The organism is Chromohalobacter sarecensis, assembly GCF_023061135.1.
In the GTDB taxonomy this organism is placed as follows: domain Bacteria; phylum Pseudomonadota; class Gammaproteobacteria; order Pseudomonadales; family Halomonadaceae; genus Chromohalobacter; species Chromohalobacter sarecensis.
In genome coordinates, this window is sequence record NZ_JAKGAN010000013.1 from 1 (window position 1) to 16,360 (window position 16,360).

Below are 16,360 nucleotides of genomic sequence, written 5' to 3' on the forward strand. Positions count from 1 at the left end.
AATGCTGAGTGTGGCTCTGGTGAATGAAAAGCTACTACATCGAGTATCGTTCAGGCGCCTATAAAACCCACCCATATTGCGTATGTACGTTATATTCCTCCCCCTTTGGTCGCGTCACGCCATGATTCGCTTGATGCACAGAGAAGCCCATCGCATCATCGATACAGAATCGTGACGATAACCAACAAATACCCGCAGTGCCTTCTGTCGAATTGAGAAGCAGCGGCAGGGAGCGTCTCCCACCATGACGATGAATCATACGACAGTGGCGGTCATCGATGACGACGCCGAAATTCGTGAATTGTTGCAAGCTTATCTAGAGCGGCATGGTTTCAAGGTCGTGTTGGGTGAAGATGGCGATGCAGTACCTGCCTTGATACGCGATGAAGCCCCCGATTTGCTGATACTCGACATCATGATGCCGGGAGAGGATGGCTTATCGCTTTGTCGTGATCTTCGCCGCCACAGCAGCTTGCCTATCATCATGCTAACCGCCAGCGTGGATGAAACCGACCGCATTCTCGGGCTCGAGCTAGGAGCCGACGACTATCTAGCCAAGCCATTCAACCCGCGCGAGCTTCTGGCACGCATCAAGGCAATATTGCGTCGTGTTAGGCCGTTACCGGCTGCGGCTACACGCATCGTTCGCTTTGGGCCCTGGTCGCTGGACCGTATTACACGTGAGCTGATCGATGATGCGGGTAATCGGAGCCATTTGTCGGGCGCGGATTATCAGTTGCTCGGCGTGTTTCTTGATCATCCCGAGCAGGTTTTGTCTCGCGAGCGCTTGTTTGACCTGAGCCGGGGACGTCGCGCGCCGCCCCTGGATCGCTCCATCGATGTACACGTCTGCCGCTTGCGCCAGCGCCTCGGGGAAGACGCCCAGCATTCGCAATTGATCCGTACCGTACGCGGGGCGGGCTATGTCCTGGCCGCGCCTGTGGAATCGGTGGTGTGAAGCGGTGGTGGCGTCCGGGTACCCTGAGGGGCCGCTTCGTACTGATCATGTTGCTGGGCGTTTTAGGCGCTCAGGTTGCCAGCTACGGCATCTGGAGTTGGCAGGAAAATCGTGAGCGCCTGGTGAGACTCGACACCTTATCGCGTCATCTCGCCGAAAGTTTAGCCGCCACCGTACGTTACTTTAGTTCCTTGCCGTATGAGTATCGGCATATCGTGCTTGATCAATTGCGCGATATGGGCGGTACCCGCTTCTTCGTCAGCGTCAACGACCATCGCATCGACTTGCCGAGTACCAGTGGAGGCAAGGCGCGCGAGATGGTGGCCGCTAATTTGCGAGATGGGCTCGTGCAAGAGCTTGGGCAACGCGAGATGTACATCGGCTTTTCACGGCCCAGCGATCTGCGTGTGTTCAATAATGAAGTTCCCCTCGCGGAACTTCCCTCACATTGGGCGCATCGCAGCTTGGCCATCAGACCTTTGGCGACGCCCATTCTTGTCGTGCAAATGCCCCTCGAAGGAAGCAACTGGCTGTTCGTCGCCACCTCCCTGCCCATGGCGGAGTCCCTGGAAGACGCCACCTGGCTATCCGGTGATCGGCTCTTCGTTTCCATTGCCGTATTACTGACGGTCATCGCGCTGTCGTTATGGGGAATACGCTGGTCGACAAGGCCGCTCTCGGTCTTGGCCAAAGCGGCAAGACGTCTGGGGGATGATCTCGAGTCGCCGCCGCTTGCCGAACGCGGGCCGCGTGAACTGCGTGATACCGCAATGGCCTTCAATCGCATGAGCGAGCGGATTCGTCATCAAGTGGAGGAGCGTGAACGCTTGTTTTCTGCCATTTCTCACGATCTGAAAACGCCCATCACACGCTTGCGCCTGCGCGCCGAGATGCTCGACTCATCCGCTCAGCGCGAGGCGTTCATACGCTCCTTGGATGAAATGGATCAACTAGTGAAAGGGGCCTTGGCGTCGGTGAAAGGATTAGATCTTCATGAGACGGCTTCAGCGATCGACGTAGATGCACTGGTGAAGGGCATCATGGAGGATCTTGCCGTACATGAAGGTGCTTCGATCCACCTTGAGGGGCACGCAGGTTGGCTGTCGGCCAAGCCTTTGGCGCTCAAGCGCTGCTTGGCCAACCTTATTGAGAACGGCATTTTCTATGCGCAGCACGTGTTTATAACGCTGCAGCGAGATAGTCAGCGTATTGTCATCGACATCGGCGACGATGGGCCGGGCATTCCCCAAGCCCAGCGTGAGCGTGTCTTTCAACCGTTCGTGCGGCTCGAGCCTTCCCGAAGTCGCCACACGGGGGGCAGCGGACTGGGGCTTGCCATTGCTCGGCATATCGTGAGTGCCCACGGTGGAGAGGTCTACTTGAGTGAGTCGCGCGAAGGGGGACTGAACGTCCGGTTAAGCCTGCCCCTGGTGCATTGAGCGGCCCAAGGTGTCGTGAATATTACAGTGCTGCAATATGACGCCAAGACTTTGTAAGACTCGGTAACCCAAACGCATGTTGGCATGCGCTACGCTCAAAGCCAGGATCGGGGCGTTAGATCCGCTGGCTCATGGTCGCCAACAAGGGACTGACGTAATAACGATAACGGCTGCGGATGGCGTCATTCATTCGAGTGTTAACAGTGCTGGGCATGACTGCCCTTCGGGTCTTCTTTTTCCTTGCCCCGTCGACGCTTCGCTGGTCGCCCCCCGAGACGTGAAAGACATGAGGTTCCCTCGTGATTGAGCGACCCATGTCGCGATAACAACCATAAGGAGTTACGCCATGAAAACCATCCATGCGCTCGCCGCAGGTGCTCTGCTGGCTGCTGCCGCGGGACAGGCCAATGCCGCTGAAATCGAGGTCCTGCATTGGTGGACCTCGGGGGGCGAAGCCAAGGCTGCCAATCTGCTCAAGGAAAAACTCGAGGCCAAGGGCCACACCTGGAAAGATTTCGCGGTTGCCGGCGGCGCGGGTGATAGTGCCATGACGGTACTCAAATCGCGTGCGATTTCGGGGAATCCACCGGCGGTGGCGCAAATCAAGGGGCCCTTGATTAAAGAGTGGGGCGATATGGGGTTCCTCGGTAACATCGATAAAGCCGCCGAAGACGATGGGTGGAACGACTTTCTTCCAGAGGAAATTGCCGCCGCCGATAAAGTCGATGGTCACTATGCCGCGGTTCCCGTCAATATCCACCGTATCAACTGGATCTGGGCCAACCCTGAGGTGCTGGAAGACTCGGGCGTGGATCACGTGCCGCAGACTTGGGACGAGTTCTTCGACGCTGCCGACAAGATTCGCGAGGCGGGCTACATTCCGCTCGCTCACGGTGGTCAGCCCTGGCAGGATGCGACCGTTTTCGAAGTGGTCATGATGGGGATCGGCGGTGGCGATTTCTATCGCAAGGCGTTCGTCGACCTGGACCCAGAAGCGCTGACCAGCGACACCATGATCGAGTCGCTCAAGACCTTCAAGAAGCTACGCGGCACGATGGATGAAAACATTGCCGGGCGTGATTGGAACATCGCCACATCGATGGTCATCAATGGCAAGGCGGCCATGCAGATCATGGGCGACTGGGCCAAGGGCGAGTTCACTGCTGCGGGCATGACGCCGGGCGAAGACTATGAATGTGTGGCCCCGCCGATGACCGAAAGCATGTTCTCCTACAATACCGATAGCCTGGCCATGTTCGATGTCGACGACGAAGGTCAGCAACAGGCCCAGTTGGATCTGGCGAGTATCGTTTTGTCGAAAGATTTCCAGGTTCAGTTCAACCAAGCCAAAGGCTCCATTCCGGTGCGCTTGGACGTCTCCCTCGACGATTTCGATGCCTGCGCCAAGGCGTCGCGTGAGGCCTTCGATGTCGCCATGGACGAAGACGCGCTGGTACCCAGCCTGGCGCATGGCATGGCGGTGTCGGATAGTCAGCAAGGTGCGGTGTTCGATGTCATCACCAACTTCTTCAATGATCCTGACATGAAGGCCGAAACTGCCTCAGAACGACTGGTCAGCGCCGTACGCGCGGCCGAGTGAGGTAAGTCATTGCTCGCTGCCGAGGCTTGAGTCGGCAGCGAGTAATCGTGTCTTGTCAAAAGGATATCGTCGATGCCATCCAATGTATCTGCGCCTGCCACCGGCGAGCGACGACACCGTCGCTCTCTGGCGGGCCATATTGAACGTGTATTGCCCCGTCTGGTTGTCGCGCCCTCGCTAGCGGTGGCGTTGTTTTTCGTCTATGGCTACATGCTGTGGACGTTTCTGCTGTCGTTGACCAATTCGCGGATGTTACCGCAGTACGATTTCGTCGGGTTCGCGCAGTATGCGCGACTTTTTGCCAATGAACGCTGGCACGTGGCGGCCACTAACCTGGTGGTGTTCGGTGGCTTGTTCATCGTGAGCTGTCTGGTGATAGGGCTACTGCTGGCGATTTTTCTCGATCAGCGTATCCGCCAGGAAGGCGCGCTGCGCACGGTGTATCTCTACCCGATGGCACTTTCCCTGATCGTGACCGGGGTCGTCTGGCGCTGGTTGCTCAACCCGGGATTGGGTATCCAGGCGATGGTGCGTGGCTGGGGATTCGAAGACTTCACCTTCAACTGGCTCGTCGATAGCGATATGGCGATTTACACCCTGGTGATTGCCGCCGTATGGCAAGCTTCCGGGTTCGTGATGGCCTTGTTCCTGGCCGGTCTCAGGAGTATCGACGACAGCCTCTTTCAGGCGGCGGCGCTGGATGGCGCCAGTTTGCCGCGTATCTACATGCGTATCGTTCTGCCGAGCCTGCGCCCCGTGGTGTTCAGCGCCGTGATGATTCTCGCCCATATCGCCATCAAGAGTTTCGATCTTGTCATGGCGCTGACGGGAGGCGGCCCCGGCTACGCGACCGACCTGCCCGCCACTTTCATGTATGCGCACACCTTCACACGGGGGCAGATCGGCCTAGGGTCGGCGAGTGCGATCATGATGCTGTGCGGTGTGTTGGCGATTTTGGTGCCGTACCTGTATTCCGAATTGCGAGGGCAGCGAAATGGCTAACATGGTACGTCGACATACGACCTCGGCACGGCTATGGCGAGGTGGGTTATATACGCTGCTGATCGTGGCGGCACTCGTGTATCTATTGCCACTCGTGGTCATGCTCCTGACATCGCTGAAACCCCTGGATGACATCCGTGCCGGTGGCTTGTTATCGCTACCCAGTACGATTTCCTTCGAGGCCTGGAGCAAGGCATGGAGTTCGGCCTGCACCGGTATGCGCTGTAATGGCATGTCGGGCTACTTCCTCAACTCGATAGCCATCGTCGTGCCCGCCGTGGCGATTTCCTCTTTCGTGGGCGCGCTTAATGGCTATGTGTTGACCAAATGGCGTTTTCGCGGCGCCAACCTGTGTTTTGCACTGCTGCTGTTCGGCTGCTTCGTCCCGTTCCAGGTGGTGCTCATGCCCATGGCGAGGACGTTGGGGTGGCTGGGGCTGGCAAGTTCCACGGGTGGCTTGGTGCTCGTGCATGTAGTGTACGGCATCGCGTTCACGACGCTTTTCTTCCGTAACTATTACGTGTCGATACCCGATGAAATGATCGCCGCCGCCAAGCTCGATGGGGCGGGTTTCTGGCGAATTTTCTGGCGCATTCTGCTACCCGTATCGGGGCCCATCATTACCGTGACGGTCATCTGGCAATTTACTCAGATCTGGAATGACTTCCTGTTCGGGGTGTCGTTCGCGGGTTTCGACTCGCAACCGGTGACGGTGGCACTCAACAATATGGTCAATACCTCCACCGGCGTTAAGGAGTACAACGTCGACATGGCAGCGGCCATGATCGCCGCTTTGCCGACATTGGTGGTGTATGTGCTGGCCGGAAAATATTTCGTGCGCGGGCTGACCGCAGGTTCCGTCAAGGGTTGATTAAAGAGGTCATTATGTCCGCATTGGAAATTCGTAACGTAGACAAGACGTTTGGCATCGAAAAGGTGCTCAAGGATATTTCGCTGGCGATCGACTCCGGTGAGTTCCTGATCCTGGTCGGGCCGTCCGGCTGCGGTAAGTCGACGCTGATGAACGCCATCGCCGGCCTGGAGCCGGTCACTGCTGGCGAGATACTGATCGGTGGCGACGATGTGACTTGGCGCACGCCAGCCGAGCGCGATATTGCCATGGTCTTCCAGTCGTATGCGCTCTACCCGAGCATGACAGTACGCCAGAACATTTCCTTCGGGTTGGAAATGCGCAAGATGCCCAAGGCTCAGCGCGAAGAGGCGGTCTCGCGTGTGGCCGAGCTATTGCAGATCACGCCGCTGCTTGATCGCAAGCCGTCGCAGCTATCGGGTGGGCAGCGCCAGCGTGTGGCCATGGGCCGTGCCCTGGCGCGTGAGCCGCAGATCTATCTGTTCGACGAACCGCTCTCGAACCTGGATGCCAAGCTGCGTGTGGAGATGCGCACCGAGATTAAGAAGCTGCACCAGCGTCTCGGGACCACCATCGTCTATGTCACGCACGATCAGATCGAGGCCATGACCCTGGCCGACAGGATCGCGGTGATGCGCGATGGCGAGATCCTGCAACTGGGCACGCCCGACGAAGTCTATAACGATCCCGTGGACATGTTCGTAGCAGGGTTCATGGGCTCGCCGTCGATGAATTTCATTCCCGTGACGCTGGTCAAGCGCGACGCTGAGTATATTCTGCGTGTTCTCGATGAGCAGGATGTCTCAGGGACGCCGCTGGAATTGCCCTGGCCGGCAGCGCGCGAGGTACCGGCACTGCATGAACATGTCGGCGAACGGCTTGTGCTGGGACTACGCCCCGAGCACTTCGTTGAAGACGAGGCCCGCATGGAAACTGTCTACGACGGTACGGAGATCGAGGTGATTGCGACGGTGGTTGAACCCACCGGAGCGGATACCTTGCTGCAGGCGCGATTGGCCGGTCATGAGGTGACGGTTCGACTCGCCCCCAAGACTCACGTCGTCGCAGAGGATCGAGTAGCATTGCGTGCCGACTTGAGTCGCGCCGTCTTGTTCGATGGAAAGACCCAGCGGCGCCTGGCATAGCAAGACGTCAGATGCGCGAGGCACGGCCAGTGACGGAACCGAGTGCGGGGCATGATGGCTTGCCTCGCGTACTGTCCGCTGGTTAGACTGCCGGCCCGCTGATCCTGGAGTCGAACATGGCCGTCTGTCCGCACGAGTGGCTACTCTATTGCCGCCCCGGTTTCGAGAAGGACCTGAGCGCCGAAATCTCGGAAAAGGCCGCCCATGTGGGGCAGGTGGGATACCCTATCACGGCGTCGGGCAGCGGCCATGTGCGCTTCGTGCTCGATCCCGCCACGCCAGCCAATGACGTGCATCGTAACCTACCGCTCGCGTCCTTGGTGTTCGCGCGGCAATCGCTGGTGGCGTTTCCACCCCTTGACGATTTGCCGCGTGACGACCGGCTGACGGCAATCGTCGAGCTCGTCGTCGCCAGCGGCTGGTCGTTCGAATCGATCTGGCAGGAAACCCCGGATACCAATGAAGAGAAAGCGCTGGCCGGCTTGATGAAGGCGTTGCGCAAGCCGCTGGAAAGCACGCTCAAAAAGCGCGGTGCGCTGCGTCGCAAGGCCGGTGGCCGACGCTTGCATCTATACTGGACGGCGGGGGACCGCGTCCAACTGGCAATAAGTTTCCCCGGTAACCGTGCCGAGCATCTCGACGGCATATGGCGGCTGAAGTTTCCGCGTGAAGCCCCGAGTCGCTCGACCCTCAAACTCGAAGAAGCCTGGCATGTCTTCGTGCCGCGTGACGCCTGGCCGGTGCGCCTCAACGATGCCATGCAGGCGGCCGATCTCGGTGCCGCCCCCGGAGGCTGGACCTATCAGCTCGTACGCCAAGGCATGTATGTCTACGCCATCGACAATGGCCCCATGGACGCGACGCTGATGGCCACGGGCCAAGTCGAGCACTTGCGCGAGGATGCGTTTGTCTGGGAACCTCCGATGCGCCTCGATTGGCTGGTGTGCGACATCGTCGACAAGCCCATGCGGGTCATCGACATGGTGGAACGCTGGTTGATCAAGCAGTGGTGCCGTGAAGCGATCTTCAACCTGAAACTGCCCATGAAGAAGCGCTGGGAAGAAGTCGCACGTTGCCTGACACGCCTGGAGGAGAGCCTGCATCGAGCTGGCGTGCGGGCACAGATACGTGCTCGGCATCTTTACCATGACCGCGAGGAAGTGACCGTGCATGTGGTCCTGCAGGATTGAGGTCGTCACGGCGATAGCGCATCATCGAGCTTGAGCGAACACGAGGTTATGTCATTTATGTCCGATCCCGATACGTCCCTACCCACGCCGGATGCCGTGCTGGATACGTCCGGTCTGTATTGTCCCGAACCGATCATGATGATGCACAATCGGGTACGGGACATGCAGGTTGGCCAACTTCTGGAGGTCATCGCCACGGACCCCGCCACGACACGCGACGTCCCCAAGTTCTGTACCTTCCTGGGCCATGAACTCGTGTCGCAGCATCAGCAGGATGACTATTACCGTTACGTCATTCGCCTAGCCTGACGCTTCTCTTCGTCAAGGCGATGATGAAGGCGTTGTCATCACGGCGAGGGCCTCCATTGTAGTGGGGTCCTGCTGCTTGATCTGATTGGCGATATGACGCTGGAAGTAATACACCGTCGCATGGCGGCTATGGCCGGCGTAGAGGCAGGCATCGCCAGCCACGACCGGCGTCTGCTCGACACGCTTCTCGTCGACGAGTAGCGATTCCACGTTGCCGTCGTTATACAAGCGCCAGCCAAATACCTGCTTGAGTTGCCAGCTCTCACCGTCGCTGGCGAGGCACAGCGCATGCGTGCCCTGGGTATCGGGCAACTGCTGTATCAAGGTCGGTGCCGACGTCTCTTCATAATCGAAATACGCGGCGGCATGTTCCAGTTCATAGACTTTATGCTCGGGCGGCGCGTGGAAAATCTCTTCCGTTTCGGGATCGCGATAGCCAAAAAAGTGCCCATGATCGGGACTATCCAGCTCCTGGCAGACGGTCAGAGTCTCCATCCAGGGGACCAGGCCAACCACCTCGCCGCTTTCGCGGAGCCCCCAGGCCAATAGCGGCATGCCGTACAGCGTGTCCGGGTCCGACGCCAGGTGATACAGCATCTCGAGGCCATCCAGCTCAGGCGCCAGGCGTAGAAGGCGACGCTGCGCCTGACGTCGCTGCCTCATGGTATCCAGGTCAATGACCCGGGCGGTGCGTGGGGACGAAACGTTACCCATGGCAACCTCCTTGCGCAGCAGTAATAGGCCAAGACCTCACTTCACTATTAGCACAGGCCAACATGGAAAGTTAAGCACTGGCGTAGTGTTTTTTTCGGTTACCACACGTCACGCCCCCGCACGGTCGAACCGAACGGGGGCGTTTGGAGTAGTGCGAACCCAGGACGTTAACGCGGCGCGGCGGTCGACGTGCCATTACGAGTTCGTTGCATGGCATAAAGTCCCACGCCGATCATCAGGCCGATGATATCGGTGTAGATGCCACCATAAATCATGCACAGCGCGCCTATCAGCATCACGAGGCGTTGCCAGACTTTGACTGGCCCGAAGAACCACGCCTGCACAGTGGCCGACAGCAGCACGATACCGAGCGTTGCGGTGACGCCGACACGCAGAATCTGCAGCCACGAGCCCTCCATCAGCATGGCCGGGCTGTAGAAGAACATGAACGGCACGATGAAGGCTGCCAGGCCGATCTTGAATGAGGCCACGGAGGTGCCCATGGCATTGTCGCCCGAGATCCCCGCTGCCGCGTAAGACGCCAGTGCCACTGGCGGCGTGATGGCCGAGACCACCGCAAAATAGAACACGAAGAAGTGGGCCACCAACGGCTGAATGCCGATGTCGATCAAGCCGGGCGCCACCACGGATGCCGCGACGGCGTAAGCGGCGGTGGTCGGCATGCCCATGCCCAATAGGATGCTGATGCACATGGCGAAGATCAGCGCCAGCAATTGGCTGACCCCGGCCAGGCCGAGCAGTAAGGAAGAGAAGCGTGCCCCGACGCCGGTCAGCGCGATCACGCCGACAATCAACCCGGCACAGGCGCATACGGCGATGATCTGAATCGACATCGTCCCGGCCAGTTGCAGCGCCTTGAGGATGGCGCGTATTCCCATCTTGTTCGGCGAGATCCAGCTCACCACGGCGGCGGAGGCCGTCGCCAGCGTGCCCGCGCGAATCACCGAGTAACCCATGAACAGCGCGACGATCAGGATGATGATCGGTGCGAACAGGTAGACTTGCTTGACGAGCTTCGAGAAACGCGGGATCTCGTCCTTGCGCATGCCGCGCATGCCCTTGCGAGCGGCCTCGAAATCGACCATGAAATAGACCGAGGCGAAATACAGGATGGCCGGAATTAGGGCGGCGATGGCGATCTCGGTATACGGGATGCCGGTGATCTCGGCCATGATGAAAGCCCCGGCGCCCATGATCGGCGGCATGATCTGCCCGCCGGTGGAGGCGGCCGCCTCGATGGCGCCGGCGCTGCGTGGCGGATAGCCGACCTTCTTCATCAGCGGGATGGTCAGCGAACCGGTGGAAACCACGTTGCCGGCGGAGGTACCGTTGATCATGCCCATCAGTCCCGAGGCGAAGATCGAGACCTTGGCGGGGCCGCCACGCGTACGCCCGGCGGCGGCGAAGGCGAAGTTGACGAAATAGTCACCGACCTTGGAGGCCTGCAGAAACGCCGCAAAGATGATGAACAAGATGATGTAAGTCGAGGAAACGGCGGTGGTCGGCCCGAGAATACCGGCATCGGTGTAGACCTGACTGAAGAAGCGGCCGACCGAGAGGCCCGGGTAGCCGAGGAAACCAGGTAGATGAGGCCCGACAAAGACATAGACCAGAAAGATCGTGGAGATGATCACCAGCGCGAGACCGGCGACGCGGCGCGTCAGCTCGAGAATCATCAGCGAACCGGCAATGGCCGCGTAGGAAATTCCCATGGGGGCGAAGGGCGTGCCGGTGGAGGCGCGTAGCTGACTATTGAACATCACCAGCAAATAGCTGGCCACGGCCAGCGAGCAGACCATCAACACCGCATCCGCTGGCGACAATCCGTCGCGCACCTGTCGATAGCTCCATGACAGCACGATGCCCGCCACGGTAGCCAGCAGCAACGGATAGCCGAAGTGCCAGGCCTCGATCTCGGGGGCGATGCGCATGGCGCCATCGTTCATCGTTTGATACATCATCGCCACCCGAACCAAGGCATAGAGCGCCGGGAGCAACATGGCATAGCTCAACCAGCGCAGCCAGGCACTCGAGCGCGCTTGCGGGGTCTCGGCGAATTGTGTCCCGGCGTAGAAGCCATAGCCCAGTATCAGGGCCCCGGCGATGTGCAGAATGCGAAACGACCACGTCTCGAGGGGATAGATGTTGAGCGAGACTAGGTGAAAGAGTGAATAGGCGATGGCCAGGGCGCCGAATAGCCACCACTGCCATCCGCCGTAGAGGCGTCGATTGGACTCGACGGCGACCTCGTCGACACCGTCAGCATTGACGGACTGGACGACGTCGTCGACTCCCTCGTCATGGGATTGGGCACGTTGAGACATAAAAACACCCTTGGGTGTGAATAAGGAGGGTATGCATGCCGCCCCGCAGCGTAGCGATGCGGGGCGGCGTTCAGGTAAAAGAGCGACTTAGCGCTTCAGTTCTTCGGGAATTTCGTAGCCATTTTCCTCGTACCAACGCACGGCACCGGGGTGGAAGGGCAGCACGGTGTTGTACTCGAGATTCTCGGGAACGCTGAATTCGGCGCTGCGGTGGATATCGCGCATCTTGTCGTTGTTCTCCATGCTCAGCTTGGTGATCTCGTAGACCAAGTCCTCTGGGAGATCGCAGCCGGCGATGGTGAAGTTCCACATGGAGACCGCGCGAGCATCGTCTTCGAGGGTCTGGTAGGTATCGGCGGGAATCGAGAACGCCGAGACCGGGAATTCCTCCATTACCTTGGCCTGCTCCTCCTCGGTGAACTCGATGATATTGACGTCGGTTTGCACCTCGAGCTGGCTGACGGCGGGAATCGGAATGCCGGCGGCGAAGGCGATGACGTCGATCAGACCGTCCTGCAATTGGCCGCCCAGGTCATTCCATCCGCCGTTACGACGGTCGAACTCGACACCCAAGGTCTCGAGCATGGGCGGGAAGTAGGTGTCCGACGTGGACGCCGCCGGGCCGAAACCGATGCTGGCTCCGTCGGGGATATCCGAGATCGACTCGATGCCGCTGTCGGCAAGCGTGGTGATGGAAAACGGTGTCTCGTACATGGGGAACAGCGCACAGACATTGTCCATTTTCACACCCGGCGCCAATGAACTCTTGCCGGCCACGGCATCGGCCGCTGGCCCCATGGTGGTCAGGCCGAGCGCTACTTCACCTGTGTGTACCAAGGCCAGGTTCTGGTTGGGGCCGCCGGTGACTTCGCCACCGCCTGAAAGCCCCAGTTCGTCGGCGATCATATTGGCCCAGCCGGAGCCATACACGAAGTACGTGCCGCCCTGGCTGGCGGTGCCCACGGTAAAGTTCTCCGGCCAATCCTCACGGTCGGCTTGCGCCACGGTGGCGAAGCACATGGCCCCTGCGAGGGTGGCGGTCAAGGCGTGTGTCTTGATAGACATGGCGAATTCTCCCGATATCGATTGTGATTATGCGTATCCATTGCCGAGCTATGGGGGTATCAAGCTCGTTAAATACGTATTATCAGGGGCAACTGCCATTCCATTTTTTGATTAATATTTTATTTTCATATGGTTACGATCTTTATGTGCGACGAAGGTGGAAGAGAGATTGGCCTATCATGGCTGGAAGTCCGCACAAAGTGACCGAAACCTTGTGCGGATTTCCGCACAACTACTCTGCCTCGACGATGTGGCGATAATCCTCGGCCTTCAAGCCGTGTTTTTTCAGCTTGTCGTAAAGCGTCTTGCGAGGCACCCCCAGGCGGTCGCATATATCGGCGACGCACCCCTGGTAGCGCACCAGCGCCTGGTTGATCACGCTCTTTTCGAAGACTTCGACCTGCTGGGCAAGCGGCAGGTCGCCGTTATCTTTATGCGCGCCTTGAAGTAGCGTCTCGAGGCTATAATCACAGGTCGCCCCCAGCAACACGTAGCGCTCGGCGACATTGCGTAGCTCGCGGACATTGCCCGGCCAATCGTGGGCCAGCAGAGCGGAAATCCCCTGGCTGTCGAGCGGCGGCGCTTCCAGCCCGCTGCGGCTGGCGGAGACGGCAACGAAGTGCTGAAAAAGCAAAGGAATATCCTCGCGACGCTCGCGTAGCGAGGGAATCGGCAAAGTCACGACATTGAGTCGGTAATACAGATCCTCGCGAAATCGCCCCGCCTCGGCGGCGAGCTTGAGATCCGTCTTGGTCGCGGCGATCACACGTATATCGAGTGTCACCAGGTCATTCGACCCGAGCCGTTCCACGGCACGCTCCTGAAGCACACGCAGCAGCTTGACCTGCAGCGACAACGGCATCGACTCGATCTCATCGAGAAACACGGTGCCACCGTTGGCATGCTCGAATTTGCCCACGCGACGTTCCACGGCGCCGGTGAAAGCGCCTTTTTCATGCCCGAACAATTCGGATTCGATGGTGCTTTCCGGCACGGCCCCGCAATTGATGGCGACAAAGGGCTTGCCGCCGCGCGAGCTACGCTCATGAATCGCGCGCGCGACCAGATCCTTGCCCGTACCCGTCTCGCCATAGAGCAATACATCGGTTTCGACCTGACTGATGCGCTGTACCATCGAGGCGAGTTGCTGAATGGCGGGGGCGCGTCCTACCAGGCGTGGCCCGGGAACCGATTGCTGGGCCTCGAGCTCCGCCTTGAGATGACGGTTCTCCAGGCTCAGTCGACGCTTCTCGATACCACGCCGGACGACTTCCACCAGGCGCTCCCCGGCGAAGGGCTTCTCCAGGAAGTCCCAGGCGCCGTCGCGCATGGCCTCCACGGCGGTGGAAATATCCCCGTGGCCGGTGATCAACACCACCGGCAAGTCGGGGTCGCGGTGGCGGATCTCGCGCAATAAGGCCATGCCATCCATGCCCGGCATGCGGATGTCGCTGACCAATACGCCGGGAAAATCAGTGCTCAATGCCGCGAGCGCGGACTCCGCACTTTCATGCACCTCCGGCGCATAGCCCGCCAGTTCCAAGGTCTGACTGGCGGTGATGCGCAGGTGGGCCTCGTCGTCGACGAGCATGACGGGAATGGCGGATGTTTCATGCATGAGAGCTTTCCTCGGCGCGCACGGGATCGTCAGGGTCCGCGATACACGGCAAAGTGATACGGAAATGGGCGCCGCCATCCGAATGGTTGCCGGCGTCAAGGCGGCCACCGAGATCTTCGATAATGCGACGCGAGATCGAAAGCCCCAGCCCCAGTCCGCTTCCCATGGAATTGGTGGTATAGAACGGTTCGAAAATGCGTGTCAAATCCGCCTCGGCAATCCCTGGACCGTTATCGACGACATCCAGATGGACGCAGGTGGCCTCGGGGACGATGGTGAGCGTCAGGCATGGCGCGTGCGTTTCGCTCATCGCCTGCAGGGCATTGCCGATGAGATTCACCAGCACCTGCTCGAGACGCACTGGGTCGGCGCGTACCCAGGCTTCCAGCGAGGGCCAATGCTGCCTGACCGTGGTCTGGCTTTCCTGAATGCGTGACTGGAACAGGCGTAGCGCGTATTCGAAACAAGGTGTGACGGCCACCGCCGTGAGATTATCGCCGCTCTTGCGCGAGAATTGACGCAGTTGGGCGCTGATATCGGCCATGCGATCGGTGAGCTCGAGGACTTGTGCCAGATTGGCGTCGGCGGTCTCGATACGCTGGCGTGCGATGAAGGCGCGCGCGTTCTCGGTATAGGCGCGAATCGCCGCCAAGGGCTGATTGAGTTCGTGGTTGATGCCGGCGGCCAATTGCCCTAGAACGGCGAGCTTGGCAGCTTGCACCAGCTCGTCACGGGTGTCGCGCAGGCTGTCCTCGGCACGTCGACGCTCCTCGATTTCCGCCGATAGCTGGCGGTTGGTAGCGACCAGGTCACGGGTTCGGCTTTCCACGTGGCGTTCGAGCTCGTCGCGTGCCTGGGCGAGGGTCTGGCGTTCGCGTTCGGCGAAACGCTCCCGCTCGCGCCGCAGGCGCAGACGCTGCCAGCCGATACCGAGCCCCAGCGCGATGAGTCCATAGAGCCCGCCGGCCAGTACGGCGGCCAGCCACTGTGCCTGATGCACCGGTGTCAGGGGTTTGAGGATATGAATATGCCAGTCGAAATTGGCCATGGGTTGGGTCAAACTCAGGTAGCGTTGGCCGGCGAGCGGGCCCGAGTCGAACCCCACGAGGCGCGTACGTGTATCTCGGCGATGATGTTCGTGCAGTCCCGAGTACTGTAGCGCGGCGTTTCCGTAACGTCGGGAGGCGGTTACGGCCTGGCGCTGGGCGGTCGTCAGCGGCGCCAGGGTCGTCAAGCGCAGTTCGGGATGGCTGGCCATGAAGATGACGCCGTCATGATCGGTGACCAGTAGCTCGGCATCCTGTCCGGCCCAGCCGGTTTCCACCGTATCGAGCAAGACCTTGAGCACCATGACGCCATCGGGACGTGCATCGACGGCGGTCTCGTCGAGCCACACCGACGCCGAGAAATAGTAACCACGATCCTGGGACTGGGTGCCCAGGCCAAAGAAGCTGCCATTCTTGCCGGCCATGGCTTCCTGATAGTAAGGACGAAAGCGGTAATTCTGACCGATGAACGTATCGGGACGATGCCAGTTGCTCGCCACGAGGGTGTCGCCTGCCTGATCGAGCAAGTAGATGTCCGACACATTGGCCGTGGCTCGAAAACGGTCCAGCATGCGGTTCAACGGCATCGGGTCTTGAGCGTCGGGAGCGTTCAGGAAACGCTTGACCATTTCGCGCGAGGCCAGCAGTTCGGGGAGATAATCGTGTCGCGACAAATGGCCGACGAGACTCGCCGCCGACAGACGCAGCTCGTTCTCGGCATCTTGACGTAACGCCTGAAGCGCCTGCTCGCGTGCCAGGCGCGACGTTTGCCACATGCAGAGGATCAAGCCGACGATGACGCCCAGCAGCAAGAGTGTGCGCGGACGTAGCGGGACTGAAAAGCGGCGCAGAAAGGGCATGGGAACGTGCTGACTCGTGGCGAATGACGTGGCGTATCGTGGGGCCACATGGCCACGTTCCCATGATGAGCGGCGACTTGCTTAAAGTTAAGCGACAGCGCTTAATCTTTAGTCGTGGCCCTGGCCGCATCCGAGCCAGTGGCCGCCGGTTTCATGTTTACCCTACCCACCACTCGGCGAAGCCCTCAAGCGGCAATT

The 16,360-nt window shown here is 59.7% G+C and carries 13 protein-coding genes; 8 read left to right on the forward strand and 5 right to left on the reverse strand.

Annotated elements, in window-relative coordinates; translation table 11 throughout:
• Window positions 1-244: 244 nt before the first annotated feature.
• The 8 genes from L1071_RS15445 to tusA all read left to right on the forward strand — a co-directional run bounded on the left by L1071_RS15445 (window position 245) and on the right by tusA (window position 8,514).
• On the forward strand, window positions 245-958 hold the full coding sequence (locus L1071_RS15445; RefSeq protein ID WP_246976754.1) for a response regulator: 714 nt from the start codon (window positions 245-247) through the stop codon (window positions 956-958).
• Window positions 955-2,397 carry an ATP-binding protein gene (locus L1071_RS15450; RefSeq protein ID WP_246976757.1) on the forward strand — a complete coding sequence of 481 codons (1,443 nt, stop codon included), beginning with the start codon at window positions 955-957 and terminating at the stop codon, window positions 2,395-2,397. The genes L1071_RS15445 and L1071_RS15450 overlap by 4 nt, the downstream gene beginning before the upstream one ends.
• 346 nt (window positions 2,398-2,743) lie before the next feature.
• Complete coding sequence (locus L1071_RS15455) at window positions 2,744-3,997, forward strand: ABC transporter substrate-binding protein (protein ID WP_246976760.1); 1,254 nt, start codon at window positions 2,744-2,746, stop codon at window positions 3,995-3,997.
• A 72-nt stretch (window positions 3,998-4,069) separates the two neighbouring features.
• Entirely contained in the window at window positions 4,070-4,999 is a 930-nt protein-coding gene (locus tag L1071_RS15460; RefSeq protein ID WP_246976763.1) for a carbohydrate ABC transporter permease, read from the forward strand.
• Window positions 4,992-5,870, forward strand: a complete 879-nt coding sequence (locus L1071_RS15465; protein WP_246976766.1) for a carbohydrate ABC transporter permease — start codon at window positions 4,992-4,994, stop codon at window positions 5,868-5,870. Before L1071_RS15460 ends, L1071_RS15465 begins: the two co-directional genes overlap by 8 nt.
• A 14-nt stretch (window positions 5,871-5,884) precedes the next feature.
• Complete coding sequence (locus L1071_RS15470; RefSeq protein ID WP_246976769.1) at window positions 5,885-7,015, forward strand: ABC transporter ATP-binding protein; 1,131 nt, start codon at window positions 5,885-5,887, stop codon at window positions 7,013-7,015.
• A 116-nt stretch (window positions 7,016-7,131) separates the two neighbouring features.
• The gene (gene rlmM, locus L1071_RS15475) at window positions 7,132-8,205 is read left to right on the forward strand and encodes a 23S rRNA (cytidine(2498)-2'-O)-methyltransferase RlmM (RefSeq protein WP_246976773.1); all 1,074 of its coding nucleotides are present in this window, start codon (window positions 7,132-7,134) and stop codon (window positions 8,203-8,205) included.
• 57 nt (window positions 8,206-8,262) lie between these two features.
• Window positions 8,263-8,514, forward strand: coding sequence for a sulfurtransferase TusA (gene tusA / locus L1071_RS15480; protein ID WP_246900451.1), 252 nt, complete (start codon window positions 8,263-8,265; stop codon window positions 8,512-8,514).
• Window positions 8,515-8,526: 12 nt separating this feature from the next.
• Here tusA and L1071_RS15485 read toward each other — a convergent pair whose 3' ends face one another.
• From L1071_RS15485 to L1071_RS15505, 5 genes are all read right to left on the reverse strand, one after another.
• Window positions 8,527-9,228 (reverse strand): hypothetical protein, encoded by a 702-nt coding sequence (locus tag L1071_RS15485; RefSeq protein WP_246900450.1) that lies wholly within the window; start codon window positions 9,226-9,228, stop codon window positions 8,527-8,529.
• A 167-nt stretch (window positions 9,229-9,395) separates the two neighbouring features.
• A complete protein-coding gene (locus tag L1071_RS15490; protein WP_246976776.1) occupies window positions 9,396-11,573 on the reverse strand; it encodes a TRAP transporter permease in 2,178 nt (725 codons plus the stop codon).
• Window positions 11,574-11,660: 87 nt separating this feature from the next.
• A complete protein-coding gene (locus L1071_RS15495) occupies window positions 11,661-12,638 on the reverse strand; it encodes a TAXI family TRAP transporter solute-binding subunit (RefSeq protein WP_246976779.1) in 978 nt (325 codons plus the stop codon).
• 232 nt (window positions 12,639-12,870) lie between these two features.
• Window positions 12,871-14,256, reverse strand: coding sequence for a sigma-54-dependent transcriptional regulator (locus L1071_RS15500; protein ID WP_246976783.1), 1,386 nt, complete (start codon window positions 14,254-14,256; stop codon window positions 12,871-12,873).
• Window positions 14,249-16,162: a sensor histidine kinase gene (locus L1071_RS15505; RefSeq protein WP_246976786.1), complete on the reverse strand. Its 1,914-nt coding sequence runs from the start codon at window positions 16,160-16,162 to the stop codon at window positions 14,249-14,251. The genes L1071_RS15500 and L1071_RS15505 overlap by 8 nt, the downstream gene beginning before the upstream one ends.
• Window positions 16,163-16,360 lie beyond the last annotated feature (198 nt).